General features: G+C 62.5%; 23 protein-coding genes and 1 pseudogene. 15 read left to right on the forward strand and 9 right to left on the reverse strand.

Annotated features, from left to right (window positions below; translation table 11 throughout):
• The first annotated feature begins 1 nt into the window (after position 1).
• The 6 genes from ACSZOQ_RS03685 (at position 2) to ACSZOQ_RS03710 (ending at position 5,986) form a co-directional block, all read left to right on the forward strand.
• A complete protein-coding gene (locus ACSZOQ_RS03685; RefSeq protein ID WP_439924682.1) occupies positions 2-319 on the forward strand; it encodes a proton-translocating transhydrogenase family protein in 318 nt (105 codons plus the stop codon).
• A gap of 143 nt (positions 320-462) precedes the next feature.
• Positions 463-1,860, forward strand: a complete 1,398-nt coding sequence (locus tag ACSZOQ_RS03690) for an NAD(P)(+) transhydrogenase (Re/Si-specific) subunit beta (RefSeq protein ID WP_439924683.1) — start codon at positions 463-465, stop codon at positions 1,858-1,860.
• 30 nt (positions 1,861-1,890) lie between these two features.
• Positions 1,891-2,328, forward strand: coding sequence for a DUF3606 domain-containing protein (locus tag ACSZOQ_RS03695; protein WP_439924684.1), 438 nt, complete (start codon positions 1,891-1,893; stop codon positions 2,326-2,328).
• Between the two features lie 14 nt (positions 2,329-2,342).
• Entirely contained in the window at positions 2,343-3,437 is a 1,095-nt protein-coding gene (locus ACSZOQ_RS03700; RefSeq protein WP_439924685.1) for a calcium:proton antiporter, read from the forward strand.
• A 56-nt stretch (positions 3,438-3,493) separates the two neighbouring features.
• Positions 3,494-4,939 (forward strand): hypothetical protein, encoded by a 1,446-nt coding sequence (locus tag ACSZOQ_RS03705; protein WP_439924686.1) that lies wholly within the window; start codon positions 3,494-3,496, stop codon positions 4,937-4,939.
• 198 nt (positions 4,940-5,137) lie between these two features.
• Positions 5,138-5,986: a hypothetical protein gene (locus tag ACSZOQ_RS03710; protein ID WP_439924687.1), complete on the forward strand. Its 849-nt coding sequence runs from the start codon at positions 5,138-5,140 to the stop codon at positions 5,984-5,986.
• Between the two features lie 70 nt (positions 5,987-6,056).
• Here ACSZOQ_RS03710 and rpsU read toward each other — a convergent pair whose 3' ends face one another.
• A complete protein-coding gene (gene rpsU / locus ACSZOQ_RS03715; protein WP_439924688.1) occupies positions 6,057-6,347 on the reverse strand; it encodes a 30S ribosomal protein S21 in 291 nt (96 codons plus the stop codon).
• Between the two features lie 269 nt (positions 6,348-6,616).
• Between rpsU and aqpZ the strand changes: the two genes are divergently transcribed.
• Complete coding sequence (gene aqpZ, locus ACSZOQ_RS03720) at positions 6,617-7,330, forward strand: aquaporin Z (protein ID WP_439924689.1); 714 nt, start codon at positions 6,617-6,619, stop codon at positions 7,328-7,330.
• Between the two features lie 106 nt (positions 7,331-7,436).
• Here aqpZ and ACSZOQ_RS03725 read toward each other — a convergent pair whose 3' ends face one another.
• From ACSZOQ_RS03725 to purE, 3 genes are read right to left on the reverse strand one after another with little or no spacing between them, the layout of a single operon-like run.
• Positions 7,437-9,167, reverse strand: coding sequence for a carbamoyltransferase family protein (locus tag ACSZOQ_RS03725; protein WP_439924690.1), 1,731 nt, complete (start codon positions 9,165-9,167; stop codon positions 7,437-7,439).
• On the reverse strand, positions 9,164-10,261 hold the full coding sequence (locus tag ACSZOQ_RS03730; protein WP_439924691.1) for a 5-(carboxyamino)imidazole ribonucleotide synthase: 1,098 nt from the start codon (positions 10,259-10,261) through the stop codon (positions 9,164-9,166). The genes ACSZOQ_RS03725 and ACSZOQ_RS03730 overlap by 4 nt, the downstream gene beginning before the upstream one ends.
• On the reverse strand, positions 10,258-10,746 hold the full coding sequence (purE, locus tag ACSZOQ_RS03735; RefSeq protein WP_439924692.1) for a 5-(carboxyamino)imidazole ribonucleotide mutase: 489 nt from the start codon (positions 10,744-10,746) through the stop codon (positions 10,258-10,260). The genes ACSZOQ_RS03730 and purE overlap by 4 nt, the downstream gene beginning before the upstream one ends.
• A gap of 117 nt (positions 10,747-10,863) precedes the next feature.
• Here purE and ACSZOQ_RS03740 point away from each other — a divergent pair, with 117 nt between their 5' ends.
• Entirely contained in the window at positions 10,864-11,547 is a 684-nt protein-coding gene (locus ACSZOQ_RS03740; protein ID WP_439924693.1) for a GGDEF domain-containing protein, read from the forward strand.
• Positions 11,548-11,611: 64 nt separating this feature from the next.
• On the opposite strand, the gene ACSZOQ_RS03745 is transcribed toward ACSZOQ_RS03740, so the two are convergent.
• Positions 11,612-11,818, reverse strand: coding sequence for a YdcH family protein (locus ACSZOQ_RS03745; protein ID WP_439925944.1), 207 nt, complete (start codon positions 11,816-11,818; stop codon positions 11,612-11,614).
• A gap of 233 nt (positions 11,819-12,051) precedes the next feature.
• Between ACSZOQ_RS03745 and ACSZOQ_RS03750 the strand changes: the two genes are divergently transcribed.
• Positions 12,052-12,237: a YdcH family protein gene (locus ACSZOQ_RS03750; protein ID WP_439924694.1), complete on the forward strand. Its 186-nt coding sequence runs from the start codon at positions 12,052-12,054 to the stop codon at positions 12,235-12,237.
• 99 nt (positions 12,238-12,336) lie between these two features.
• On the opposite strand, the gene ACSZOQ_RS03755 is transcribed toward ACSZOQ_RS03750, so the two are convergent.
• Positions 12,337-13,440 (reverse strand): NAD(P)/FAD-dependent oxidoreductase, encoded by a 1,104-nt coding sequence (locus ACSZOQ_RS03755; protein ID WP_439924695.1) that lies wholly within the window; start codon positions 13,438-13,440, stop codon positions 12,337-12,339.
• 491 nt (positions 13,441-13,931) lie between these two features.
• Here ACSZOQ_RS03755 and ACSZOQ_RS03760 point away from each other — a divergent pair.
• From ACSZOQ_RS03760 to ACSZOQ_RS03775, 4 genes and pseudogenes are all read left to right on the forward strand, one after another.
• A pseudogene (locus ACSZOQ_RS03760) lies at positions 13,932-15,651 on the forward strand (putative bifunctional diguanylate cyclase/phosphodiesterase); the annotation flags it as partial.
• A gap of 259 nt (positions 15,652-15,910) precedes the next feature.
• Positions 15,911-17,059, forward strand: coding sequence for an ABC transporter ATP-binding protein (locus ACSZOQ_RS03765; protein ID WP_439924696.1), 1,149 nt, complete (start codon positions 15,911-15,913; stop codon positions 17,057-17,059).
• Positions 17,056-17,970, forward strand: coding sequence for an ABC transporter permease (locus tag ACSZOQ_RS03770; RefSeq protein ID WP_439924697.1), 915 nt, complete (start codon positions 17,056-17,058; stop codon positions 17,968-17,970). The genes ACSZOQ_RS03765 and ACSZOQ_RS03770 overlap by 4 nt, the downstream gene beginning before the upstream one ends.
• On the forward strand, positions 17,970-18,788 hold the full coding sequence (locus ACSZOQ_RS03775) for an ABC transporter permease (protein WP_439924698.1): 819 nt from the start codon (positions 17,970-17,972) through the stop codon (positions 18,786-18,788). The genes ACSZOQ_RS03770 and ACSZOQ_RS03775 overlap by 1 nt, the downstream gene beginning before the upstream one ends.
• A gap of 141 nt (positions 18,789-18,929) precedes the next feature.
• On the opposite strand, the gene ACSZOQ_RS03780 is transcribed toward ACSZOQ_RS03775, so the two are convergent.
• The gene (locus ACSZOQ_RS03780; RefSeq protein ID WP_439925945.1) at positions 18,930-20,873 is read right to left on the reverse strand and encodes an AsmA family protein; all 1,944 of its coding nucleotides are present in this window, start codon (positions 20,871-20,873) and stop codon (positions 18,930-18,932) included.
• 234 nt (positions 20,874-21,107) lie between these two features.
• Between ACSZOQ_RS03780 and ACSZOQ_RS03785 the strand changes: the two genes are divergently transcribed.
• Positions 21,108-21,815, forward strand: a complete 708-nt coding sequence (locus ACSZOQ_RS03785) for a CoA transferase subunit A (RefSeq protein ID WP_439924699.1) — start codon at positions 21,108-21,110, stop codon at positions 21,813-21,815.
• A 103-nt stretch (positions 21,816-21,918) separates the two neighbouring features.
• Entirely contained in the window at positions 21,919-22,569 is a 651-nt protein-coding gene (locus ACSZOQ_RS03790) for a 3-oxoacid CoA-transferase subunit B (RefSeq protein ID WP_439924700.1), read from the forward strand.
• Positions 22,570-22,602: 33 nt separating this feature from the next.
• Here the strand turns inward: ACSZOQ_RS03790 and ACSZOQ_RS03795 are convergent, their stop codons facing one another.
• Complete coding sequence (locus tag ACSZOQ_RS03795; RefSeq protein ID WP_439924701.1) at positions 22,603-23,199, reverse strand: hypothetical protein; 597 nt, start codon at positions 23,197-23,199, stop codon at positions 22,603-22,605.
• Positions 23,200-23,308: 109 nt separating this feature from the next.
• A complete protein-coding gene (locus ACSZOQ_RS03800) occupies positions 23,309-26,371 on the reverse strand; it encodes a PAS domain-containing protein (protein WP_439924702.1) in 3,063 nt (1,020 codons plus the stop codon).
• Between the last annotated feature and the right edge of the window lie 59 nt (positions 26,372-26,430).

The following is a 26,430-nucleotide window of genomic DNA, read 5'->3' on the forward strand; positions in this document are numbered from 1 at the left end:
CATGGATCATATTGTTCAGGCCGTCGATCCCTTCGTGTTCCGGCTGTCGATTTTCGTCCTGGCCGTCTTCGTCGGCTATTTCGTTGTGTGGTCGGTGACGCCCGCGCTGCACACGCCGCTGATGTCGGTCACCAACGCGATCTCGTCGGTGATTGTTGTCGGCGCGCTGCTCGCTGTCGGCGTCGGGATGATCTCGGCGGGCTCGGGCTGGGCGCGGGCCTTCGGTTTCGTCGCGCTCGTATTTGCCTGCGTGAATATCTTCGGTGGTTTTCTCGTCACCCAGCGAATGCTGGCGATGTACAAGAAGAAGCAGAAGTGAGCGGGGATCTCAAATAAATGTCGTCATGCCCCGCGGAGGCGGGGCATCCAGCAGGCCGTGACTGCCTGTCAAGTCATGACCGTTTCGGATGACTGGATCATCCGCTTTTTGCGGATGATGACAGAAGAAGGGCTCTTAGATAGATGAACGCCAATCTTTCCGCGCTGCTATATCTCGTCGCCGGTGTTTTGTTCATCCTGTCGCTGCGCGGGCTGTCGAGTCCGGCGTCGAGCCGCCGGGGCAATTTCCTCGGCATGACCGGCATGGCGATCGCGGTCGCGACCACGCTTGCGTCGCATCCGCCCGCCGACACCCTGGCGTGGCTGCTGGTGATCCTCGGGATCGCGATCGGAGGCGGTATCGGCGCGGTGGTCGCGCGCCGTGTGCCGATGACGTCGATGCCGGAACTGGTCGCCGCGTTCCACTCGCTGGTCGGCATGGCGGCGGTGCTGGTCGCGGCGGGCGCGTTCTATGCGCCGGAAGCCTTCGGCATCGGCACGCCGGGCCATATCCATACGCAGAGCCTGATCGAGATGTCGCTCGGCGTCGCCATCGGTGCATTGACGTTCACGGGCTCGGTGATCGCGTTTCTGAAACTGTCAGGTCGCATGAGCGGCGCCCCGATCATTCTGCCGGTACGCCACATCATCAACATCGCGCTCGGTCTGGCGCTGGTGTTCTTTGTTGTCGGTCTGGTGATGTCCGGCAGCGTGCTTGATTTCTGGCTGATCGTGATTCTGGCGCTGCTGCTCGGTGCGCTCTTGATCATTCCGATCGGCGGCGCTGACATGCCGGTCGTGATTTCGATGCTGAATTCGTACTCCGGCTGGGCGGCGGCCGGCATCGGTTTCACGCTCGGCAATTCGGCGCTGATCATCACCGGCGCGCTGGTCGGCTCCTCCGGCGCGATCCTGTCCTACATCATGTGCCACGCCATGAACCGTTCGTTCATCTCGGTGATCCTGGGCGGCTTTGGTGGCGAGACGGCGGCGGCCGGCGGCGGCAGCGGCGAGGTCAAGCCGGTCAAGCTCGGTTCGGCGGATGACGCCGCCTTCATCATGAAGAACGCACAGAAGGTCATCATCGTGCCCGGCTACGGCATGGCGGTGGCGCAGGCCCAGCACGCGCTGCGCGAGATGGCCGACAAGCTCAAGGCCGAGGGCGTCGAGGTGAAGTACGCAATTCATCCGGTCGCAGGCCGAATGCCCGGCCATATGAACGTGCTGCTGGCCGAGGCCAACGTGCCTTACGACGAGGTGTTCGAGCTTGAGGACATCAATTCGGAATTTGCCCAGGCCGACGTGGCCTTCGTTATCGGCGCGAACGACGTCACCAACCCGGCGGCGGAGGACGACAAGTCTTCGCCGATCTATGGCATGCCGGTCTTGCAGGTCTGGAAAGCCGGCACCGTGATGTTCATCAAGCGCTCGCTCGCATCCGGCTACGCCGGCATCGACAATCCACTGTTCTATCGGGACAACACCATGATGTTGCTTGGCGACGCCAAGAAGATGACGGAGAATATCGTCAAGGGCATGTAATATGGCGGCGTTCAACAGCGGGAGGCCGATATGGCTGACAACAAGGCGAAGCGAGGCGGAAGCGATCGCGGCTTGATAGCGTTGAGTGAAGCCTACGAGGTCCGTTACTGGTCCAAGAAATTCAAAGTTACGCCGTTGAAGCTGAAGGCCGCCGTCAAGGTTGTCGGCCGTTCCGCCAGGAAGGTCGAGGCCTACATCAAGCTGCAGAAGCACAAGGCGAGTGACCGGGCGCTGATTGCGCTGAGCCAGCCCTACGAAGTCAGCTACTGGTCGAAGAAGTTCAAGGTGACCCCTGCAAAGCTTCGCGCCGCGGTCAAGGCGGTCGGGCATTCCTCCAAGAAGGTCGGCGCCTATCTCTCGCCCAAGAAGGCCGTCAAAAAGAAGAAAACCGTCAAGAAGAGAGCCGCTGGCAAAAAGAAGACGACGGTGAAGAAGGCAAAAAAGAGCGTCCGTAAGCGCGCCACATAGCCGCTTGCCGGCTTATGAGTTCGCACCCTTCAATGCCGCGGTCAGCGTGGATTTTTCCCGCGCTGGCCGTTTTGTTTTTTGGTGCCGCGACCGCTCTCGGCATCACCTTCGTCCCGTCGGTGGCCGGTCTCCTGTTCGCGGCCGTGCTGCTGGTGATCCTGTTCGGCACCGTCTTCGCAGCCGTGCATCACGCCGAGGTTATCGCGGAGCGGGTCGGCGAGCCTTACGGCACGTTGTTGCTGACGCTCGCGGTCACGATCATCGAAGTTTCCCTGATCGCGACGATCATGCTGGGCGACAAGGCGGTGCCGGCACTGGCACGGGATACCGTGTTCGCGGTGGTCATGATTGTCTGCAACGGACTGGTCGGGATCTGCATCCTGTCCGGCGGCCTGCGTTACCGCGAGCAGAAATTCCAGCCTGCGGGCGTCAATATCTATCTCAGCGTGCTGATCGTGTTCGCGACGATCACCCTGGTGATGCCGAACTATACTCTGACGACGCCGGGGCCGCTGTATTCGGAACTGCAGCTTGGTTTCGTCAGCGTCGTCACCATCATGCTTTATGCGGTCTTTCTGTATACGCAGACGGTTCTGCACCGCGACTATTTCATCGTCGGCGATAGCGCCGGTGGCGGGGAAGGGCATGCTTCGAACCGCATGCTGGCGCTGAGCGTCGCGCTGCTGCTGATCTCGCTGCTTGCCGTCGTGCTGCTGGCGAAGAAGTTCTCGATGGTGGTCGATGCGGGTATCGCGCTGGCGGGCGCGCCGGAGGCGCTCGCCGGTGTCCTGCTGGCGCTGCTGGTGCTGCTGCCGGAAAGCATCGCCGCGATTTCGGCAGCTCGGCAGAACGATCTGCAGAAGAGCATCAATCTTGCGCTCGGCTCCTCGCTGGCAACCATAGGCCTGACGATTCCGGCCGTCGCGGTGGCCGTCTATGTCATGGATAAGCCGCTCGAACTCGGTCTCAGCGCCCAGAAGATGATCCTGCTCGCAATAACGTTCCTTCTGAGCATGCTGACTTTCGGAACCGGCCGCACCAATATCCTGTTTGGAATGGTCCACATCGTCGTGTTCGCGATCTATATCTTCATGGTGTTCGTGCCATAGTCCAACAATGAACGGAACCGCCGAGGCCTCGCCTGTGGCGATGCTTTGAGGACCTAATGTATCGACGTTCCCTGCGCCGGATCCGCCATCGCGCCTATCTCGCGTTCACGCTGGGGTTCATGGCATCCGCCGCTGCGAGCCAGGAGATGCCGGATCACGAACATATGGGCCATGCCGTCTCCGGAGAAATGGCCAGACATCATCCCGAGCCCGCACGTCCAAGACATAAACACCCGGCGGCGATGCGGAAGCCTTCGACACCCGTGGCCATGACGGACATGGACCATGGGACGATGGGTCCCGCGCATATGGGGCATGAGATGGCCGGCCATGGTTCGATGAGCGGATTTCTTGGACCCTACATGATGGCGCGCGAGGCATCGGGAACGAGTTGGCAGCCGGACACCTCGCCGCACGAAGGGCTTTATCAGCAATTCGAAGCCTGGAGCGTGACGACACACGGCTCCGTCAACCTGAATTACGACCGGCAGCCCGGCCTGCGCGGTGCGGACAAAACGTTCGTCAGCGGCATGCTCATGACCATGGCCCAGCGGCCGCTCGGAGACGGCACCTTCGGCGTGCGTGCGATGCTCTCACCCGAGCCGCTGATGGGCGCAACGGGTTATCCGCTGCTGCTGGCAACTGGCGAGACCGCCGACGGCGTGTCGCATCTGGTCGATCGCCAGCATCCGCACGATCTGGTCATGGAACTGGCTACGACCTACAGCCGAAACCTCACTGCGAACTCGAGCGTCTTCGTCTATGGCGGCCTGCCTGGCGAACCCGCGCTCGGTCCGCCGGCATTCATGCATCGCACCAGCGGCATGGATAATCCGGAGGCGCCGATCAGCCATCACTGGCTTGATTCGACGCACATCACGTTCGGCGTGGTGACGGCCGGCGTCGTCCTCGACAACTGGAAGTTCGAGGCTTCGACGTTTCGTGGCCGCGAGCCCGACCAGTATCGCTACGACATCGAGCGGCCGGCGCTCGACAGCTTCGCGGGCCGCGTGAGCTGGAATCCGGCTCGCGAATTGTCGTTGCAAGTGTCCTATGGTCACCTGAATTCGCCGGAGCAGCTCGAACCGGCGGTCAACGAAAATCGCCTCACGGCATCTGCGATCTACACGACTCCGTTTGGGGACGGGCATCTCTGGAGCGCGACGGCGGCTTGGGGCCGCAAGTTGCTCAGTCCGGGGGATTCGCTGGATGCCTATCTGCTCGAAAGTTCCATGATTCTGAAGAACAACTGGACGCTGTTCATGCGCGCGGAGCGGGTCATGGAAAGTGAACTGACCCATGACATTCCCGGTCTCGAAGACAGGGCTTTCGTCGTCGGCAAAGTCTCAGTCGGCGGAATCTACGATTTCATCCGAACCGATCATGCCAAGTTCGGCATTGGTGGGCTCGTCAGCCGCTACCTGCTGCCGGACGATCTGAAAGTGGTCTATGGGCGCGACTTGACCGGTTTCATGGCGTTCGGCCGGATCAAGCTGCTTTGACGCTGGAGCTGTAACCGCGTTTTCTTCAGGCGAACCGGTATCCATCCCGGGTCAAGCCAGCGGACATGCTTCGCTCGAAAACGCTATAATGGACACGAAACGTTACGGCGGATCATCCACTTGCCACCGATCGGTCGCGATTGATCCCTCAATCGGCCCCAAAGTTTCCGCATCAGACAGCGCGGGGAGAGGCCGGTCATGCTGAAATACGCTTCCAAGTTCTTTTTCGAAAAGATCATGCCATCCGTGGTGGCGACGGTGACAGGCGCCTACATCGTCAACCACTATATCGTTAGCAAGCCCGCCGATGCGTCGCCCCCCGCCGCCGTGTCGTCCGCCGTGGTGCCCGAAAAGGCCGGCAGCAACAATCTTGAAGCTGGGGTTCGAGCGAAGGGTATTTCCGAAAAGGCGATCGCGACCGTGCCTGCCGACAAGGTCCAGCCCGAGACGGCTGCGGAAAAACCCGAGAAGCGGGCGGAAACCGCGAGCTCGCCGATCGATACGAAAAAACATCAAACGGCGCGTCGCGAGAAAGCCACCGCCAAGGTGACGTCCACGCCGGCTGTTCCGGCACAGACAGCCTCGCTCCGGGAGGATCAACGCGATGCCAATGATCTTGCGCGAGCCGCTATCGATCGCTTGCGCAGCACAAACGATGTGCCTGTGCGAGTTGAGGCGTCACGCCCTCAATCGGAGGGCTCTCGATCGCAGCAGGATGTCGATCGCCAGCCGGTCGAATCCACGTCACCACGCGTGCAAGAGATCCCGCGCGCTGCTTCCCAGCCGGCGATGAAGCCCCTCCCGCCTGCGATCGAGGTGTCGGCGCCGGCTGTCGAAACGCTTAGGCCCGACGCGAGGGGAGCGGAGGAGGGACCGCGTTCCGACCGAGCCGATCATGTGCGGCTGCCGGTTCCGCCTGCAGATATTCCGCAAGCGTCGCAGCCGCTCGATCTTGAGGCTGACGCGGCGGCGCGCGCCCATACCTCAGTCGCCGACGACGTGCTTTCGGCTGCAAAATCGGTTGTCCAGGCGGTGCTGCCGAAATAGCCGCCGCCACAAAAACAAAAACGCGGGACTGGAGCCCGCGTTTTATTCAAAAGCAGTTGAAAGCGATTGTTTAGCGCGGTCCACGCGGACCGGCACCCGGACCGCCACGGCCGCCTGCGCCAGGTCCAGCGCCAAAAACCGGCTTCGGCTTCATCGGCAGCAGGCCTTCGCGCTGCAGCTTCTTGCGCGCAAGCTTGCGGGCGCGGCGCACGGCTTCGGCCTTTTCGCGAGCCTTCTTTTCGGAGGGCTTTTCGTAATGACCGCGGAGCTTCATCTCGCGGAAAATCCCCTCGCGCTGCATCTTCTTCTTCAGCGCCTTGAGGGCTTGATCGACATTGTTATCGCGAACGAGAACCTGCACGCGGCATCCTCTTTTAATTGCACGGATTGAGAATTCGTCGGACGGCGGAAAGGCCGACAAAGGCCAATCCCTCAGCGTCAAGGGCACCGATGTATCAGATCAAGACGCGGATGTCCACCGTTGGGCAGTGGCTCGGTTCGCAGGAAACGCCGGAAATTCAGGTGGAATACCCCCAAAGAGCCGCCATTGGGGTTCAGGAACAACTCACATCGGGTTTCTATGGGATCTGAGTCGGGGTGGTTGATCCCCGCAACCGAGGGAGGCGTGTCATGGACGTCAGGAAATACGCGGCCGAACTGATCGGCACTTTCTGGCTGACCTTTATGGGCTGCGGCAGCGCGGTCATCGCGGCTGCGTTTCCGCAGGTTGGTATCGGATTGCTGGGCGTGGCTTTTACCTTCGGTCTGAGCGTCGTCACCATGGCCTACGCGATCGGGCACATCTCGGGCTGCCATCTCAACCCGGCGATCACGGTGGGTCTGACTGCCGGCGGCCGGTTTCCGGCAGGGCAGGTGGTGCCGTATGTCATCGCGCAGGTCATCGGTGCGGTAGCGGCTGCGGCGCTGCTTTATGTGATCGCCAGCGGGGCTCCGGGTTTCGATGTCGCCAAGGGCTTTGCGTCGAACGGCTACGGCGAGCACTCGCCCGGTCACTACAGCCTCATGGTCGGCTTCATCACCGAGGTGACGATGACAGCCATGTTCCTGTTCGTCATCATGGGGTCGACGCATGGCAAGGCTCCGGTAGGTTTCGCGCCACTGGCAATCGGACTGGCGCTGGTGATGATTCACCTCGTCAGTATTCCCGTCACCAATACGTCGGTGAATCCGGCGCGCAGCACCGGTCCGGCGCTGTTCGTCGGCGGCTGGGCGCTGGAGCAGCTCTGGCTGTTCTGGGTGGCGCCGTTGATTGGCGGCGTCATCGGCGGCTTGGTCTATCGCGGACTCAGCAACGAGCCGGAAGGCGTCGTTGCTGGAAAATAAGCGGAAAAGTCGGCAAGAGCTGCGATCGGCGGCTCTTGCCGACTTACAGCGTTCGACCGGGAGTGGCGCCGATTTCTGCCCCGGGCAACAATCGGCGTGAGGTCGCTCACGCAACCCGCTGATAGACACCCTTCGTCGTCACCACGAAATCGATGCGGCCGTCCGTCAGGGCGCGTGCGCATTCGGCGGGTGTGTTGACGATAGGCTCCTCGTGAACGTTGAAGCTGGTATTGACCAGTACGGGTAGGCCGGTTTTCGCCTCGAATCGTTGCAGAATGCCGTGATACAACGGGTTGTCCGCTTGGCGGATGATCTGCGGCCGTGCCGAGCCGTCGACATGGACCACCGCCGCGATGCGCTTGCGCCAAGGCTCGTGCACGTCGGTGGCGATTGTCATGTAGTCGCAGGCGCGGGCATTGACGGAGGTGACGTCGAAGACTTCGGCGGCCTTCTCGGCCATCACCACAGGCGCGAACGGCATGAACTCGGTCCGTGACAGCCGCTCGTTGAGAACGTCGTGCGTGTCCCGGCGCGACGGGTTGGCGAGGATCGAGCGTGCGCCGAGGGCGCGGGGCCCGAACTCCATCCTGCCTGTATAGATCGCGCCGATCTCGCCTGCCGCCAGACAGTCGGCGGCTGTGTTCAGCGGATCTTCGGAGACAAGGCGAACCAGCGGATTGGCGGCGAGCGATTGATCGATCGCATCGGTGTAGTCGCGGCCGAGCAGCACGGGCCCGAGCGACCGCCGATGCTGGAGCCACGCGGGCATGCCGTCGCGTTCAAGCAGATGAAGCAGCGCCGCGCCAATCGTCAGTCCTTCATCGCCCATCGCCGGAAAGACAAAAATCTCATCGAGAGCAAAACTCTCGGCGAGCAGACGGTTAAGCTTGACGTTTGCGAACAGCCCGCCGGCCAACCCGAGATTGCGGCTCGGATATCGCTTCAACAGCGTGCCGACCGATCGCAGCATCACGTCTTCGACGACTTTCTGAATCGATGCTGCGACATCTTCGCGTCGGCCCTTTTTCGCAAGGCTCGCCATCGTGCGCTTCATGTGGGTGTATCCGCGAAAACGCGAATGAACCCGGCCGCTCTCGTCGACATCGAAAAAGGACGCCAGCTTGTCGTAGAAAACAGGATTGCCGAATGCGGCCAGTCCCGTCAGCTTTCCTTCGTGACGGTTGGGTCGAAAGCCGAGCGCCAGCGTGGCTGCGCTGTAGGCGCGGCCGAGGCTGTCGACCGGTTTCAGAAGGAAGTCGGTCTCGTTGCCTCCGTAGATTGTTTTGATCTCGCCGTTAGAGAAATGGCGATGGCTGTAGTTGACCTTGTCGCCACCGCCATCTGCCGTTACCAGCAGCGCATCCTGCCAGCCGCTGTAGAACAGCGTCGGCAGTGCATGGCATTCATGATGGTTGGCGAAGCCGATATGCATATCAGGACGAAAACCATAGTCCCGTCTGAATGCGTCGAAATCGAACATCGCGGCGTAATCGTGGGAATGCATGCGGTCGATTTCGCCGATCACATAGCGAAAGTATTTTCCCTTCGAGCGCCGCATCATCGTGGCGAGCCGTTCGCCGATGCCTGGCACGCGCCGGCAATAGCGCGCCTCGAACAGCATGCGGCTCATGATGACGGCGTCGACGTCGTGTCTTGTCAGGCCGGCGATCGATAATACTTCGTCGATGCAAGCATCCGGAAAGGTGTTTCCATCGCCCTTTTTCCGGGTCAGGCGCTCGAGTTGAATGGCTGCAAGAAGATCGTAGTCGCGAAACAGCGCAGCTGAAGAATCATGAGGTCCGCAATGGATCCCAAGAATTATCTCGCCGTTTTTCATTTGGACTGTTTGACTTCCGTGACATGGCCCATCTTGCGGCCGGCGCGTGGCGGTCCCTTGCCGTAGATATGCACGGAAGCGCCGGGCACGGTGAGCCACTTCTCGTAGTCGAGGATGTCGTCTCCGATCAGGTTTGTCATGACGGCGCTGCCGTGCCGGACCGGCTTGCCGAGCGGCCAGCCGGCAACTGCGCGGATGTGCTGCTCGAATTGCGAGACCGAGGCGCCATCGAGCGTCCAGTGCCCGGAGTTGTGGACCCGTGGCGCGATCTCGTTGACCAGCAGCGTCAGCCCGTCGGCGCTCGGCACCACGAACATCTCGACGGTCAGCACGCCGACATAGTCGAGTGCGGTTGCAATCTTTTTCGCGATGTCGCGCGCCTGCGCAGCGAGCGTATCGGGGATCACGGCCGGTACGCGTGAATATTTCAGGATGTGATCGCGATGCTCGTTCTCGGTCACGTCGAAGCATTCGACGCCGCCATCGGCACCGCGCGCTGCGATCACGGAAATCTCGCGCTCGAACGGCACAAAGGCTTCCACGATTGCCGACCTGGTGCCGAGGTCGTCCCACACCTGACCAGGATCGTCGCCCTCGCGAATGATAGCCTGACCCTTGCCGTCGTAGCCGAAGCGGATGGTCTTGATCACCGCCGGCAGCCCGATGATTTTGATCGCCTCGCGCAACGCTTGTGCCGACGCCACGTCGACATAGGTGGCGGTGCCGATACCGAGTCCGGAAACGAAATTCTTCTCAACCAGTCGATCCTGAACCGTCTCCAGAATGCGATAGTCGGGCAGCACCGGCCGGCGTGCTGCGAGCACCATCGCGGTCGCCGCGGGGATATTCTCGAATTCATACGTGACGACGTCGACGTCGGCTACGAACAATTCCAGCGCCTCGACGTCGGCGTATTCGGCGCAAGTGGCGTTCTGCACGACGTCGAACGCCGGCGAGTCCGGATCTGGCGAGAACACCTGACACCTGAGGCCGAGGCGCGCCGCCGCCAACGCCAGCATCCGGCCGAGCTGGCCGCCGCCGAGAATACCGATGGTGTCACCCGGCTTGAGCGTCACCCGCCGAGAACCGCTCACGCCGATCCCTCCGGGCGCTCGCCCACTGCATCCGTCTGCTGTTTGCGCCATGCGGCGAGGCGGCCGGCCAGCGCCGGATCGCTGAGCGCGAGCACGCTCGCCGCCAGCAGCGCGGCATTGATGGCACCGGCTTTGCCGATCGCGAGTGTTCCGACCGGAATTCCGGCCGGCATCTGCACGATCGAATACAGAGAGTCGACCCCGGCCAGCGCTTTGGATTCGACGGGCACGCCAAGCACCGGGAGTTCAGTCAGCGATGCTGTCATGCCGGGCAGGTGTGCGGCGCCACCCGCGCCCGCGATGATGACCTTGAAACCCTCAGCCTTGGCGCCCTTGGCGAATGCGAACAGCCTCTCGGGTGTCCGGTGCGCGGACACGATTCGCGTCTCGCTCGTCACGCCAAGCGCGGCCAGCGTTTCCGCGGTGTGACGCATGGTCTCCCAGTCCGACTGGCTTCCCATGATGATGGCAACGGCGGCGGTCATTCATTATTTCTTTCAGGAATTCAGAAACATATTCCGGATTATAGGAGGCGTCTTGACGAGGCAAGCAGTCGGGAATGAACTATCCTTTCTTGGTGAATGGCGGCAAGCCTTGTGACGATGAAAAAGACACCGAAAGCGTCCTCTTCCACGGCCGTGAAACGCAAGGCGAGCCGCCGCAAGGCCGCGCCTGCCGCGCGGCTGGCCGCGCTCGCGCCCAAGCGCCAAACCGTACAACGTGACGTTGCGACCGACGCCAGAGGTGCCATCCGTCGCCTCAAATCCCAGCTCGCGGCGGCGCAGGCGCGGATCGCGGATCTTGAGGCGTTCGCGGATACCGATTTTCTTCTGGACGTCCTCAATCGCCGCGGCTTCGAACGCGAGCTCCGCAGATCGGTCGCCTATATCCGGCGTTATCATGCGAGCGGTGCGCTGTTCGTGCTCGACGTCGATCGCCTCAAGCCGATCAACGACGCTTTCGGTCATGCGGCGGGAGACGCGGTGCTGAAGGCAGTAGTCGCGGCGTTGTCCCGACACGTGCGATCTTCCGACCTGATCGGACGGCTCGGCGGCGACGAGTTCGCGCTGCTCCTGTGGAATCTCAGCGAGACCGACGCCAAAGCCAAGGCGGCCGCGCTCGAAGAGACCATTGATCGGCTGACATTGACTTTCCGCGGACGGACCATCACGGCCGGCGCATCGATCGGACTCGCCATCCTCGGACCGCACGCCGACGCGGACACGGCGCTGGAGCAGGCCGACTGCGCGATGTATGTCCGCAAGGCTCAGCGGCGGGATAATTGAGCAGTCGCCCAGTCGGTGGTCAGAGCATGATGTTGGAATGAGTCGCCATTCCAGACGCTGCCATTTAGGCAATGATATCCGGCGTGATCTGGTCTTCGATGAAGGCGATGCGGTCGCGCAACTGCAGCTTGCGCTTTTTCAGCCGCTGCAGCCGTAGCAAGTCGGGCGCGGGCGATTGATGCAGGGCATCGATGGCGGCGTCGAGGTCGCGGTGTTCCTGTTGCAGTCGGGCGAGCTCAGCTCCGAGTTCGCGCTCTTCTTCGTCGGTCATATGAGACGCACTTGAATCGCGAAGAGTTTGCGAAAAGTTGGAGGTTTTATCTCGGCGAATTATTGCCCTTGCCTGCGCGCCGCGCAAGTCGTCAGGTTCCATCCTTACGGTCCATTTCTGAATCCCGCAAATATGATTGACGGGCTTTCCTGTCCCATCGACAGCCGCCACGGTTCATGTAAAGTCAAAAATTCGGAGCGAATCTGAGGTTTAATCCTACCGAGGAGGTTCGAATGGCAATTCAGGCGCATCTCGCTGAACTGGAACGGAAACATCGGATCCTGGAAGGCGAATTGCACGATGCTCTCAGGCATCTTTCCACCGACGACCTGAGGATTGTCGAATTGAAGCGCCGGAAACTAATGCTCAAGGATGAGATCGAAAGACTGAAACTCTCCACGGCCGAGACCCTCCACTAAAACCCTTCCAATCTCTGCCTTTGAGGGTCGGCGGCGCTTGGCGTCGCGGATTGATTGCTGCCGGTTCGCGTCCGGCGCACGGCGTCCGGCTTTGTCGGGCTACCTCCCGGCCAGCGCGGCGACGTGGTCCGCGATCGCAAGTGATGCCGTCAGGCCGGGCGATTCAATTCCGAACAGGTTTATCAGGCCGGCCACGCCGTGGTCGGAGGGCCCCTCGATCATGAAATCCTGCGCCGCAACTGCCGGCGGCACGATCTTCGGCCGGATCCCAGAATAGGCCGGGAACAGGGCGCCGTCGGGCAGGTCGGGCCAGTAGCGCCGGATCGCCGGGTAAAACCGCGCCGCCCGCGTCGGGTCGACGTCATAGTCCGGGGCGTCGATCCATTCCACGTCGGGACCGAAGCGGGCCTGTCCCGCGAGATCCAGCGTGAGATGCACGCCGAGGCCGCCGGGCTCCGGAACCGGATAGATCAGGCGTGAAAATGGTGTGCGGACGCTGCAACTGAAATAGTTTCCCTTGGCGAGGTAAGCCGGCGGAATTCGATCCACGGGCATGCCTTCGATGCTCCGCGCCACCGCCGGAGCGCCAAGGCCGGCAGCATTGACCAGCAGATCGCAAGCGAGCGTCATCGGCGTTTCGCCGCCGGTTTCAATTTCCAGCCCGTTTGGCGTCGCCTTGGCGCGCAATAGCGGCGTCAGAAAAGCGAACGCCGCGCCATCCAGTTCGGCATCGCCGCGCAACGCCAGCATAAAGGCGTGGCTGTCGATAATGCCCGTTGATGGAGACAGCAGCGCGGCAGCGCATTGAAGCGCCGGCTCAAGCGCGCGGGCTTCGCCGCCGCTTAAGGATTGCATGCCTTCGACGCCATTGGCCTCCGCGCGCGCCCTGATAGCCTGCAACTTGCCGACCTCCTGCTCCGTCGTCGCGACGATCAGCTTGCCGCAGTTTTGGTGTGGAATGTCGTACTCGCGGCAATACGCGTAAAGTGCGTGTCGGCCGCTGACGCACATCCGCGCCATCAGACTGCCGGCGGGATAGTAGATGCCGGCGTGAATCACCTCACTGCTGCGCGACGATGTTGCCGTTCCGATCGCTTCCGCGGTTTCGAGGACGATGACCTCGCGGCCGGATCGCGCGAGCTTGCGCGCGATCGCAAGCCCGACCACGCCAGCACCGATGATGACGCACTCAACCTTGTCCATGGATCGGTTTCGGATTGCAGTGAGGACGTTTTGCGGTGAGAGAGTCCGCTCTCATTACCCTCGCAGCGTACCGGTGCAACTTGCGTTCCCGGTCTCCCGTTAGCAGGGCATTAATCATGAGAGACCAATTGTGCAATGCAAGCCGCATTTTCCGATCGCAGGGGTAAGTTTTTACCTGATTCAAACCCCTTGGGCCAGACACTCGCCCGGTAGATCTCGGGTGGGCGATGACTGGCAAGAATTGGCAGGCAGGTGGCAACCGCGTCGTTGCTGCAGTAGGGCTCATATACACGGTTGTCGCAGCGGCTCCTGCGGATGCGTGGGCTGTGGCCGTTATTTCACCGCACGGTGTTGCGGGGGCTGATGCCGGCGTGGCCCGGCAAATTCTTGTCGGCGGCTTTATTGCAGTTTGCTTTCTGGCGGCGGCCACCATCCGGGCGACGTCCTGGCTGCGCAGGGTCAGGCGATCGCGTCTGCGCAGACATGCATTCGAGCGCAAATCGCTGTCGCGCGAACTGGAAAAAACAAAGAAGTTCCTCGAAACCGTCGTAGACAACATTCCGGTGTCGCTGATCGTCCAGTGCGCCAGCGACGGCCATTACCTGCTCGCCAACCGGCGCGCTGAGGCTATTCTCAACCGCCGCCGCGAGGACGTCATCGGGCTGACTGCATCTGATATCTTCGATCCGCGTGAAGCGAAGCTGATCCTCGCCCGCGACGAAACGGCGATTGGAAACGGCGGCTTCTTGACCCAACACCCGATCAGCACCAGCGAGGGGTTGCGGCTGTTCCTGACCCGCCGCGTTACGGTGACCGCTGACGACGGCGAACCGCAATATCTGATCAAGACGCATGAAGATGTGACCGATCGCCGCCAGACCGAGTCGCGCATGGTGCACATGGCTTATCACGACGGGCTGACCGACCTGCCGAACCGCACCGCGTTCCTGAAAGCGCTATCGCAGATGATCGAGGCGTGCGAGGGCACGGGCGAGGAGTTCGCAGTGCTCTCGCTCGATCTCGCCGGCCTCAAGGAGATCAACGATGTGTTCGGCCAGGCGGTCGGCGACAAGGTGCTGATCGAGGTGGCGCACCGCATTCAGGACGCGGCGCACGGCGGCTTCGTCGCACGGCTCAACGGCGACGAATTCGGTGTGATCATCGATGGCGAGCAACCGGCCGCCGGCCAGGCGCTCGCCAAACAACTCGCCGAGGCAATGGCGCCGGAATTTCTGATCGATGGAAAGTCGATCCGAACAGGCTTCACTACGGGTATTTCGCTGTTTCCGCGCGATGGCACCGACCCGGCCTCGCTGCTCGCCAATGCCGGCGTAGCCCTGTTTCGAGCCAAGCAGAAATCGCGCGGCTCGATCAGCGTTTTCGAACCGGACATGGATCGGCAGATCCGCGATCGCCGCGCGTTGCATCAGGAACTGTCGAATGCCATCCGGAACGGCGAATTGTTGCTGCACTATCAGCCGCAGGTACGTACGGGCCGCAAACTCGTTGAAGGCGATGTGACCGGCTTTGAGGCGCTGGCGCGATGGATTCATCCGACCCGCGGTTTCGTTCCGCCCGGCGATTTCATTCCGCTCGCCGAGGAGAGCGGCCTGATCGTGGCAATGGGCGAGTGGATTCTGCGCGAAGCGTGTCGGGAAGCCGCGTCCTGGCCAAACCCGAAGCAGATATCGGTCAACCTGTCGCCGGTGCAGTTCGTTCACGGCGATCTGGTCGGCCTCGTTCATTCGATTCTGCTGGAAACCGGTCTCAATCCAAGCCGGTTGGAACTGGAGATCACCGAAGGCGTGCTGATCGAGGATTTTGAGCGCAGCTTGGCGCTGTTGCGACGGCTGAAGGCGCTGGGTGTTCGTCTCGATGGACGATTTCGGCAGTGGCTATTCGTCGCTAAGCTATTTCCAGGCATTCCCGTTCGACAAGATCAAGATCGACCGTGCGTTCGTCATGTACCTCGGATGCAATCCGCAGTCCGCGGCGATCGTCCGGGCGGTTATCGGCCTCGGCCACGGCCTCAACGTGTCAATCCTCGCGGAGGGGGTCGAGACGGCGGAGCAGCTTGGTTTTCTGGCCGACGAAGGCTGCGATGCGGTTCAAGGCTATTTCATCGGCCGACCGGCACCGATCGCGCAGTACGCGTCCCTGATCGGGCGCATTACCCAAGCTCCCGAAGCGTTGTCTCGCAAGGCCGGCTGACACCCAGTCCGCGACGAAATGTCGTGGCGGGGTCCTGCTGCGGGAGGCAGCCTGTCTGTCACGAGTAGAGCGGCGGATTTGACATTCGCTGCTCACTTGGGCGCAATCCCCCGCACCTGAATGTCGCATCCAAATCTCCGCCGGCAACGTGTATTGCCGGAGGTCGTTTGATTTGGGCGTTCGCAAGGAGACTCGCTGAACTGGATGTGATTGCTGGAATCGGATCACTGGCCTTCATCGCGAAACGAGACGGGATAGAATGACTAACGACGCGAGGCAAATCCCCGATGCGGCCCTGCCGGCCGACACGCCGCTGTTGCAGATCGATGCGGTGGTCAAGCGCTTCGGCGAATTTACCGCGGTTGACCGGCTGTCGCTCGACATCAAAGCGGGCGAATTTTTCGCACTGCTTGGGCCGAGCGGCTGCGGCAAGACCACTTTGTTGCGGATGCTGGCGGGTTTCGAGACGCCGGATGCGGGGCGTATCCTTCTTGATGGCCAGGACATCGCCGGCGTTCCGCCGCATCAGCGTCCAGTCAACATGATGTTCCAGAACTATGCGCTGTTTCCTCATCTCAGCGTGCGGGACAACATCGCGTTCGGGTTGAAACGTGCGGGCCTGCCGCGCGAGGAAATCACGAGCCGCGTCGCAGAAATGGTCGCGCTGGTGAAGCTCGAGGACATGGACAGGCGTAAACCCGACCAACTCTCGGGCGGCCAGAGGCAGCGTGTGGCGCTGGCGCGCGCGCTGGCGCGGCGTCCGCGGTTGCTGCTGCTCGACGAGCCGCTCGCGGCGCTCGACAAAAAGCTGCGCGAGAACACTCAAGCCGAACTGATGCGGCTGCAGCGCCAACTTGGCATGACTTTCATCATCGTCACCCACGATCAGGAAGAAGCGATGACGATGGCGGATCGCATCGGGGTCATGAACTCCGGGCGTCTGGAACAGGTGGCGACGCCGCGGCAGCTCTATGAGGTGCCGAATTCGCGCTGGGTTGCCGAGTTCGTCGGCGGTATCAATATCATCGATGGCAAGGTCGAATCGCGCGACGCCGGCCGAGTGACGGTCGCGACGCGGGATGCAGGGCGCGTGACCGCTGCGGCGCCCTCGCAGACGTTGGCGACAGACCAGGTCTGCGTTGCGATCCGTCCGGAGAAGGTTCGCTTGTCGCAGCGCGAGCCGGCAGCGGATGCGGCTCATGCGACGGAGATCAACCGCCTGGAAGGCGTCGTCGCCGGCATCAGCTATCTCGGCGGTCAGACCCGCTATCAGGTCAGGCTCGACTGTGGCGCGCTGCTAAACGCGTCGGTCGCCAACACGGCGCGGCTCGACCTCGACGCCTATGACACCGCGCAGCGCGTGGTGGCGTGGTTCGCGCCGGATGATTGCGTGGTGCTCGACCGATGAGCGGGCGACGTCTTTTCTCGGTTCCGGCCCGTAGGGCGTCGGTCGCGCCGTTTCTCTGGATGTTGCTGTTCTTCCTGTTGCCGTTCGGCTTCGTGCTCAAGATCAGCCTGTCTCATACGGCAATTTCGCAGCCGCCCTATCTGCCGGTGTTCGATCCGGCTGAGGGCATGGCCGCCATCAAGGCGGCATTCTCGGCGCTGTCGCTGGAGAATTTCAGGCTGCTCGCGTCGGATCATCTCTACATCCTGTCCTACCTGCGAAGCATCACAGTCGCTTTGATATCGACGGCGATCCTGTTCGCGATCGGCTATCCCGTCGCCTACGGCATGTCGCGACTGCCGACGCGGTGGCAACCGATCGCGATGATCCTGGTGATTGTGCCGTTCTGGACGTCGTTTTTGATCCGCGTCTATGCGTGGATCAACATCCTCCAGCACGACGGCATCCTCAACAAGACGCTGCTGGCATTGCATCTGGTGTCGACGCCGGTGGTGTGGCTGTCCACCGACACCGCGATGTATGTCGGAATCGTCTATTCCTACCTGCCGTTCATGATCCTGCCGCTCTACGCGGCGCTGGCCAAAATCGATTCCGCTCTGCTGGAGGCTGCCGCCGATCTCGGCAGTTCGCGGCTGACGACGTTCTGGCTGGTGACGTTTCCACTGTCGCTGCCGGGTGTCGGCGCGGGCGCGCTGCTGTGCTTCATCCCGATCGTCGGTGAGTTTGTGATTCCGGATCTGCTGGCGGGATCGAATTCGCCGATGATCGGGCAAACCCTGTGGCTGGAGTTCTTCACCAACCGCGATTGGCCGGTGGCCTCGGCGATCGCCGTCGTGATGCTGGTGCTGCTGTTGGCGCCGCTTCTCGTCTATGATCGGCTGCAGCGCCGCCAGCTCGAAGGGAGGCGGTGATGGCAAAGCCCGCACTCGCCGGACTGTCGCCGTTCAACGTCACGTCGCTCACGCTCGGGCTGGCGTTTCTGTACCTGCCGATCGTCGTTCTCGTGATCTATTCGTTCAACGCGTCGCGGCTGGTAACGGTGTGGGGCGGGTGGTCGCTGCGCTGGTACTTCGAATTTTTCAACGATGCGGCGATGCTGTCCGCGGCCGCGATGAGCCTGCGAGTCGGCGCGGTCTCGGCCACGGCAGCCACCATCCTCGGCACGCTCGCCGCAGTTGCCCTGACGCGCGGTGAAAGCTTCCGGGGACGCACGTTATTCTCCGGAATGCTGTACGCGCCGCTGGTGATGCCCGAGGTGATCACCGGGCTGTCCTTGCTGCTGCTGTTCGTTGCGGTCGATGCGGAGCGCGGGTTCTGGACGGTCACGATCGCGCATACCACGCTGACCATGTGCTTCGTCGCCGTGGTGGTGCAGTCGCGACTCGGATCGCTTGATCGAAGTCTTGAGGAGGCCGCGATGGATCTCGGCTGCGATCCGCTGCGGGCGTTCGTCAGCGTGACGCTGCCGCTGATCCTGCCGTCGATTGCCGCGGGCTGGATGCTGGCCTTTGCGTTATCGTTGGACGATCTGGTGATTGCGAGTTTTACCACCGGACCCGGCTCGACGACGCTGCCGATCCGGATCTATTCGGAGGTGCGCCTCGGCGTGAAGCCCGAGATCAACGCGATCTGCACATTGATTATCGGATTGATCGCAACCGTCATCATTGCGGCATCGCTGGCTTCTAAATTATCGAGTCGGCAGGGCGAGAGCGCCGCGCCGTTGTAAGTGCGGCTATTAGCGTTTTCGAGCGAGGCGGGTACCGATTTCGCGTGAAGAAAACGCGTCAAATCACAATCATAGAGCCGCTTCTGTTTCTATCAGAAACGAAAGGCTCGAAGGAACGTGCGTGTGATGAAGCAACATTCGTCAGTTCATGCGCGGCGTTTCGGATTCTGCCGGGACGGGTGGAGCGGCCGCCTCGGGAACCGCTTTCTGGTCGGTCAGATGCTCGATCACCGAACGCACCGTGTCACGCGCCTTGCGGTCCTTGACCGCATCGAGCAGCGGCGCCGACGCTTTGGACCGGCGGATCAGGCTTTCCGGATCGGGAAAGACCAGCGGATCATCCCACGGTCCCTGGATCACGAACGGCAGGTCGAAATTGTCAGCATTCGCCGCCGGCGTCAGGCTTGCGATGCCCTTGAGGTCGTAGTCGCGCGCAGGCACCGAGGCGGTGCCGGTGAGGACGAGACGCGCTGCCGGCCCTTCGACGCGCACATCGGTCGCGACTGCGATGCCGTCGTTGAAACTGAGGGCGATGTTCAGTGTGTCGAACGGCGTCTTGCCATTGCGAAAATTTCCACCGCCGGAGAGTGGCCGGCGCTCCAGCCGCTTCAGCAGTTGCTCGACGTTGAACCCGCTGATGGCGCCGTCGTGCCCGGTCAGGGTCGCTGTCCCGTCGAGCGACTGCGCCAGTCCGAACGGGCTCGAACCTTTGGCCTCGAGCGAAACATTCACATTGCCGCGCCCGGAGAGCTTGCCGGTGCCGAACAAATCGCTGGCGCAGGCTTGCAGATCGACGTCGGTGAGCTGAAACTGCGCCTTCACCTCGGCGGCCGCATCGGCGCGCGAGATGCCAAACGATCCTTTGGCGATCCCGTCATAGATTTGCGCTTCGCCGATGCTGAGCGCCAGCGTTCCGTTGCGAAGGTTGGCGCCGAGTGCGGTTTTGCCGAGCCTGGTCGAGCCGACGGTGACCTTCGCCGCCGAAAGCCGCATGTCGAGGTCGGTGGCGGACAATGCATTCAGATCGAACAACTGTCGGTTCCAGTCGCGAGCGCCGCTGGCGAGCAGGCGAATCGTCTGGACATAGGGCGTGAAATCGACCGCGCCGGCGGCCAGCGTTGCCTGCAGGGTCTGCCGTCCGTTGTTGGCGTAGGTCAACACGCCTTCGGCGACATTACCGTCGAGCTCGATGTTGACGTTGGTCAGCGCGATCGACGCGCCGATCACACTGGCGCGTGCCTTGAGCGCGAAGCGGCCGAACCCGCCGCTACCAGGCGGAGGCTGTCCGATCCAGCCCAACGCCTCGCGCAACGAGGTGCTGTCGGCGGCAAGCGTGCCTTCCATCATCAGGCTGATCGGGTTCGCGACCGTGCCCTCGAACGCGAATTTTAGCGGCGCGCTGGCAACCTTGACCTTCAGGCCGGACCGTTCGCCGGACAGTGCGGCCAGAAAATCGCTGAGGCTGATGCTGCCGTCGACACGTTCACCGCGCCAGTCGAACTGTCCGGTCGCGGCGAACGAGCGGGAGATCGAGGGCCATGCCAGCGACAGGTCGATGTCGCCGAGGTTCTCGGAGACCTGATTGGCGGTGTCCTCATAGCTGAGCTCGCCATCCTGGATCCGGATTTCCGAGAACGAGACCGGGCTGTCGGCTCCGGGCTTCATGGATCGCGCAATCGTTTCCACGAACGGGGTCCAGTTGCTTTGGCCGTCCGCGGTGCGCGTCACGCGGATGTGAGGGCGCAGCATCATGACGTCGGCGATCTGGAAGCGCTGCATCAAGAGCGGAAGCAGGCGCAGATTGGCGGTGAGCACGTCCACGCTGAGCACGGGAGCATCGGCGTCGCTGCCCTTGATGCGGACATCATGGAACGAAACATAGCTGCCGGGAAAAACCGAGACGTCGATGCGGCCACCGGCGACGAAGTCGAGGCCCGTCACGGCGCTGATCTGCGCTTCTACCGCCTCACGTAGGGCATCGCGGTCAAGCAGCCGCGACATCGCAATCAGCCCGGTCAACCCGATCAGCGCAACTCCCAGAATTGCCGCGACCGATATTCCCAGGCGCTTCATTCCTCGGGCCATCGTCAATGACATATCCGGGTTGGTTGACGCTCGCCGAGCGGTCGGGCACCGGTCGGACGCGCCGCAACTTGATTGGTTTTCTTGACGCTTTCAAGGCCGCCTGTGGTCAAATTCACTTCACGAGGACGACCACACATCCAATTGACGCACCGCACGGATTTTGCCTAATACTCGCCATTGACCGTGCCCGGAGCGCGCTGGTAAGCGGCACCTTCCTCTTTCAGGTCGCACCTCATGAACAAGGTTTACCCCGACGCCCAATTGGCCCTCGACGGCATCCTGAGGGACGGCATGATGATCATGTCCGGCGGCTTCGGACTGTGCGGTATCGCGGAGACGCTGGCCGATGCGATCCGCGACTCCGGCGTCAAGAATCTCACGGTCGTATCCAACAACGCCGGTGTCGACGGCATCGGCTTGAGCCGTCTGCTCGAGACGCGGCAGATCAAGAAGATGATCTCGTCCTATGTCGGCGAGAACAAGCTGTTCGCCCAGCAATATCTCGCCGGTGAACTTGAACTTGAATTCAATCCGCAGGGCACGCTGGCGGAGCGCATCCGCGCGGGCGGCGCCGGCATTCCGGCGTTCTACACCAGGACTGGCGTCGGCACCCTGATTGCCGAAGGCAAAGAAGTGAGAGAGTTCGACGGCGAGAAATATCTGATGGAGCGCGGGCTGTTCGCCGATCTCGCCATCGTTCACGCCTGGAAGGGCGACACCGCCGGCAATCTGGTCTATCGCAAGACCGCGCGGAACTTCAATCCGATGATGGCGACTGCGGCGAAGGTCACCGTCGCCGAAGTCGAACATCTGGTGCCCGCAGGCGAGATCGATCCCGATCACATCCATACACCCGGGATCTTCGTCAAGCGTATCGTTGAGGTAGGCACCGCAAGGAAGCGCATCGAATTCCGTAACACCCGTCCGCGTCCGGCGGCATGATCCCGGGGAAACAAGACCGGTTTGCTTCATCGCGGTCGGGACGACACTGCGCGTCGCCCTTGAGTTCCTCGCGATGACAAGAAGAATATGACAGGAGAGTCCCATGGCCTGGACCCGCGAGCAGATGGCGGCGCGTGCCGCCAAGGAATTGCGCGACGGCTATTACGTCAATCTTGGCATCGGTATCCCGACGCTGGTGTCGAACTTCATCCCTGACGGGATCGACGTTCAGCTCCAGAGCGAGAACGGCATGCTCGGCATGGGTCCGTTTCCCTATGAGGGGGAGGAGGATCCCGACCTCATCAACGCCGGCAAGCAGACGGTGAGCGAACTCCCGACCACCAGCTATTTCTCCTCAGCCGACTCGTTCGGCATGGTGCGCGGCGGCCATATCGACCTGTCCATCCTCGGCGCGATGCAGGTGGCGCAGAACGGCGATCTCGCCAACTGGATGATCCCCGGCAAGATGGTCAAGGGCATGGGCGGTGCGATGGATATCGTCGCCGGCGTCAAGCGTGTCGTCGTGGTGATGGAGCATTCCGCCAAGGACGGCCCCAAGCTGCTCAAGCAGTGCACGTTGCCGCTGACCGGCGAAAAGGTCGTCGATATGGTCGTGACCGATCTTGCGGTGTTCACCATCGACAAGCACGGCAAGGACGGCATGGTGTTGGTTGAACTCGCCGACGGCGCCACGCTGGACGAGGTCAAGACGAAGACCGAAGGCGAATTTCGCGTTGCGCTGAAGAACGCTTGAAGCGCAACGGCGACGCCGTGCTCATCTTCAAGTCTAGCGCCGTCCGCCGAGTTCTCGGGGCAGGAGGCTCGAGCTGATGTCGCCGTCTCCAACACCGGATTGCTGCTGGGTGTAGCCGGCCGAGAACGACAGGCTGAGGTTTGACGTCGGCCGGATCTCGACGCCCGCGTGGACACCATAGGCGGCTGTCGTGCCGGCACTGGGGCTGAAGGACATGATCGTGTTGAAGGCGTCCGGGCCGTATTTCAGGGTATCGACACCGCCGAACACCGTCACAGGCATATTGCCCGCGCCTTTGAAGCTGTAGCCGACCTGTGTGCTGTCATAAGACAGCGAACCGAAATTGCCGAATGCGCCACCGATGCTGTTCCAACCGAAGCCTGCGAACGGGCCGACGGGGGCGCTGTAGGCTCGGACAGAAAATCCGCTCTTGTCGGCTTGTCCGGCGTCAAAGCTTGGAACGTCGCCGTATGTTTCCACGCCGGTAGACTGAGTCGCACCGCCGCCAAAGCCGAACGGTCCAAATGGAATCCAGTATTTCACGGGCTCGCTCTGGGCGCGTGCCGCGGACCAGCTCAGGCAGAGCACGGCTGCTAAAACCAGACTACTTTTGCCTGAGAACGTCGACATCCGGGCTCCCGTGACCAGCTCACACAACTATAAGCCACAGATATGTCAGAGGCCAGCGATCCTGGATGACCGTCATATCAGCGGGTTCCATACTAGCGTGTCGGCATTGCTATTCCGAAGCCAGCGCCTTCGCTTGCGCAAACACCACCTCGATCAGCGTGCCGGAATGCGGCCCGGTCCTGATGTGAAACTGCGCGCGATTGGCTTCCACCAGCGCTTTGGTGAGCGATAGGCTGACGCCCGCGCTCTCCGAGGCCTGATCGCTCGGCGCCCGCGTGCGGAACGGCTCTGTCGCCGCGGCCACCTCGTTGTCGTTGAGTCCGTGCCCGGTGTCGCGCACGCGCAGCGCCACGTCACCGAAATCGTTGACCGCCGTCGAGACGATGACCTGGCCGCCGGCGTTGGCGAGATGGATCGAGTTTCCGATCAGGTTGAGCGCGATCTGGCGTAGCGCGCCCGCGTCTGCCACCACCGGCGGCAGCGTGTGCGCGAGCGAGGTGCGGATGATGATGCGCTCGCGATTGGCCTGCGGCTGCATCACCGCGACGCATTGCTCGACCAGTTCGTTGAGGTTCTGGTTGACGAAGGCGAGATCGAGTTTGCCGGTTTCGATCCGCGACAGGTCGAGCAGGTCGTCGATGAATGCGATGATGCGTTGGCCGGAGCTGCGGATGTCCTTCATGTATTCGACGTAGCGTTCGTTGCCGAGTGAGCCGAATTTCTCGTCGATCATCACCTCCGCAAAGCCGATAATGGAATTCAACGGCGTTCGGATTTCGTGGCTGATCCGCGCCAGCACGTCGGCCTTGGCGGTTGCCGCGCGATCGGCCTGCCGTCGCGCCTGCGACAGCTCGGTCTCGATCTTCCTGGCCTGCGACAGGTCGCGGAACACGGCGAAGAAGTTGGGGCCATCGGCCTGCGTCCGACCCATCGTCATCGAGAGCGGGATCAAGCCGCCCTCGCGCACGCGGCCCAACACCTCGCGCCCGTGATCAAGCAGGCTTGCGACGCCGTCGCCCGCAAGTCCGTTGAGATAATCGCGCACCGCGCCCTGGCTTTCCGGTGCGAAGAGATCGGCGAGATTAAGCTGCGTGAGACTGTCGCCGGAGTGACCGAACAGCGCTTCGGCGCTGCGGTTGCAGGCGGTGATGCGTCCGCCCTCGTCGAACATCAGGATGCCTTCGGCTGTGGTGTCGAGAATGGCGCCGAGTTCCTCGGCGGTGGCATGGCCCACGGCAGACGGTGCGGCTGTAGGCGTCGTCGAGGCGTTGGGATCGCAGATCAGGGCGTGGGCGGGCTCGTCCTCCCAGACAATTGCGAACAGATATGCGGCGACCGGCTGCGGTCGTTCGCCTGTCGGTGGCGTGGCTGAAATGGTGACGGGAGAGCCGGTGCCTGATGGGCTGTCGGCAGCGGGCATGCCGGATTCGACCAACAGAGCATCGAGCCCACCTGCCTGTTCCAGCGCATGCATGCTGTCGTAGCCGACCTGCACAAGAAAGGCCGGGTTGGCGTAAAGTACGCGGTCGAACCGGTAGATCATCACGCCGCTCGGGAGCAGGTCCAGCACCTGTCTGTCGCGCGCGCTGTCGTTCTGCGACGGAGGCGCGCTCTCAGCCCGCGGTGTAGGTTCGGGCAAAAACAATTCGTTCGCCTGCGGTCCGGTGATATCGGGTGATTCCGGGAGCGGTTCCGGCGCAACCGGCTGTTCGGCGACAGCGTCGGGCGCGGCGGCGTCCGGCTCGCCCTCCAGCCGCGCCGAGAGCTGGCGCGCCAACTCGTTGAAGGCGTTGTTCTCGACAGGGGTGAGCGAAGGCGGTTTCATGTCGGCCGAAGACCTGAACGGCAGGACATTCTTGGGCGTTTCCACGGCGGGGTCCGGTTCTGCTGGCTGTTGCACGGATTCGGGAGCGGCGGGCGCTGCGTCGGGAGACGTTGAGGTGCTGGCCGGCAGCGAATGGGAGGTCTTACTGAACAAAAATTCGTGACGCCGATGCGCTGCAAGCCGCGCCAAACCTTCGTGATCACGGCAGACGCCGAAGCCACGATAGCCTGCGAAATTGCGTGCGCGATCGTAGCTCGGCAGCCCTGACAGTTCGACGGGCAAACGCGCGTCGGAGCCGTCGACCGGCCAAAGCAGCGTGATGCCGCTCCAGGTGTCGCGGGTGGCGACCGCTTTCGCAACACGGCCGTCAGGATCTATTCCGAGCACATCGGTGATCTCGCTCCACAACCGGCCAAACCCCGCGGCGGTTCGCATGCCTATCACGCGTGTGAATTCGTCGGAGCCGAGCGAGAAGCGGCCCTCGGCATCCATCCGCCACATGAAGCGCAGAGGATGGCGGCGTATCTGCTGCAAGGGATCGTGCGACGGGTTCTCGTCCGGCTCGGACCGCGCGTCGACGGGATGTCCAGCCCACTCGACGGCTTGCGTCGGCGGAACGGCCGCCTCGTTCTGTGACGGTGGTTCGGATCGCGGTTCAGGCAACGGTGGCGGGTGAGGTGGGGCGGAGCGACCTGCGGCTTGCGGCGTCAACAGGGCGACGAGTCCGACGTCGTTGCCGCTGCCGACACGTTGCAGCACCATGTGCGCTGGTCCTATCGAGGTCTCGGCGCGGCCGTCGCGCAACGCGTCGTTGCGTAAACCATCCAGCTCTGCCTCGGCCAGACTGCCAAAGCCGAGCAGCGGCTGCGCGGCCTCGCTGGCGCCGACCAATCGGCCGTCCTGCGCGAACACGGCGATCGGCGTCTCGACGCCGTCCACCAGTCGTTGCAAGCGTTCGATCAGCGGCATGCCGCCGCCCGCCGGCTCCACACAGGTGATGAGGATGCCGCTGCCGCCGTCGGAGAAATCCAGCCGCGCGCAAGCGCAAGTGACGAGGCCGCCGAGCGCGGCGCCAAAGCCGCGCAGGCGTTCAAGTCGCACCGCGCCCGTTGGCGGCAGCCGATCCGCCAGTCGCGACACCTGACGCCGGTGCGGATCCGCGGGACCGAAGTCTCGCGATGCGAGCGCGGAGGCGTTGGCGGCACCGAATACGGAGCCGCCGACCGGATTGACCCATAAAATGCGGGCGCCGTCGAGCGACCACAGCCACGCAGGCAGCGCGCCTGCCGCGTGAACGGCCAGCCGCGGATCGGCTACGCCCTGCAACTGGAAATCGGCGCTGTTCATTGACAACGTGCGTTCGACATCTCTGGTTGTTGCCTGCCGCCGCTGCGGATGCCGGCCTT

This window comes from Nitrobacter sp. JJSN, from assembly GCF_051912485.1.
Classification (GTDB): Bacteria; Pseudomonadota; Alphaproteobacteria; order Rhizobiales; family Xanthobacteraceae; genus Nitrobacter.

Bases quoted from the DNA above. Each gene is read 5' to 3' on its own strand.
- ACSZOQ_RS03685 (WP_439924682.1), top strand. From the start codon at position 2: ATGGATCATATTGTTCAGGCCGTCGATCCCTTCGTGTTCCGGCTGTCG.
- ACSZOQ_RS03690 (WP_439924683.1), top strand. From the start codon at position 463: ATGAACGCCAATCTTTCCGCGCTGCTATATCTCGTCGCCGGTGTTTTG.
- ACSZOQ_RS03695 (WP_439924684.1), top strand. From the start codon at position 1,891: ATGGCTGACAACAAGGCGAAGCGAGGCGGAAGCGATCGCGGCTTGATA.
- ACSZOQ_RS03700 (WP_439924685.1), top strand. From the start codon at position 2,343: ATGAGTTCGCACCCTTCAATGCCGCGGTCAGCGTGGATTTTTCCCGCG.
- ACSZOQ_RS03705 (WP_439924686.1), top strand. From the start codon at position 3,494: ATGTATCGACGTTCCCTGCGCCGGATCCGCCATCGCGCCTATCTCGCG.
- ACSZOQ_RS03710 (WP_439924687.1), top strand. From the start codon at position 5,138: ATGCTGAAATACGCTTCCAAGTTCTTTTTCGAAAAGATCATGCCATCC.
- aqpZ (WP_439924689.1), top strand. From the start codon at position 6,617: ATGGACGTCAGGAAATACGCGGCCGAACTGATCGGCACTTTCTGGCTG.
- ACSZOQ_RS03725 (WP_439924690.1), bottom strand. From the start codon at position 9,167: ATGAAAAACGGCGAGATAATTCTTGGGATCCATTGCGGACCTCATGAT.
- purE (WP_439924692.1), bottom strand. From the start codon at position 10,746: ATGACCGCCGCCGTTGCCATCATCATGGGAAGCCAGTCGGACTGGGAG.
- ACSZOQ_RS03740 (WP_439924693.1), top strand. From the start codon at position 10,864: ATGAAAAAGACACCGAAAGCGTCCTCTTCCACGGCCGTGAAACGCAAG.
- ACSZOQ_RS03745 (WP_439925944.1), bottom strand. From the start codon at position 11,818: ATGACCGACGAAGAAGAGCGCGAACTCGGAGCTGAGCTCGCCCGACTG.
- ACSZOQ_RS03750 (WP_439924694.1), top strand. From the start codon at position 12,052: ATGGCAATTCAGGCGCATCTCGCTGAACTGGAACGGAAACATCGGATC.
- ACSZOQ_RS03755 (WP_439924695.1), bottom strand. From the start codon at position 13,440: ATGGACAAGGTTGAGTGCGTCATCATCGGTGCTGGCGTGGTCGGGCTT.
- ACSZOQ_RS03765 (WP_439924696.1), top strand. From the start codon at position 15,911: ATGACTAACGACGCGAGGCAAATCCCCGATGCGGCCCTGCCGGCCGAC.
- ACSZOQ_RS03770 (WP_439924697.1), top strand. From the start codon at position 17,056: ATGAGCGGGCGACGTCTTTTCTCGGTTCCGGCCCGTAGGGCGTCGGTC.
- ACSZOQ_RS03775 (WP_439924698.1), top strand. From the start codon at position 17,970: ATGGCAAAGCCCGCACTCGCCGGACTGTCGCCGTTCAACGTCACGTCG.
- ACSZOQ_RS03780 (WP_439925945.1), bottom strand. From the start codon at position 20,873: ATGGCCCGAGGAATGAAGCGCCTGGGAATATCGGTCGCGGCAATTCTG.
- ACSZOQ_RS03785 (WP_439924699.1), top strand. From the start codon at position 21,108: ATGAACAAGGTTTACCCCGACGCCCAATTGGCCCTCGACGGCATCCTG.
- ACSZOQ_RS03790 (WP_439924700.1), top strand. From the start codon at position 21,919: ATGGCCTGGACCCGCGAGCAGATGGCGGCGCGTGCCGCCAAGGAATTG.
- ACSZOQ_RS03795 (WP_439924701.1), bottom strand. From the start codon at position 23,199: ATGTCGACGTTCTCAGGCAAAAGTAGTCTGGTTTTAGCAGCCGTGCTC.
- ACSZOQ_RS03800 (WP_439924702.1), bottom strand. From the start codon at position 26,371: ATGAACAGCGCCGATTTCCAGTTGCAGGGCGTAGCCGATCCGCGGCTG.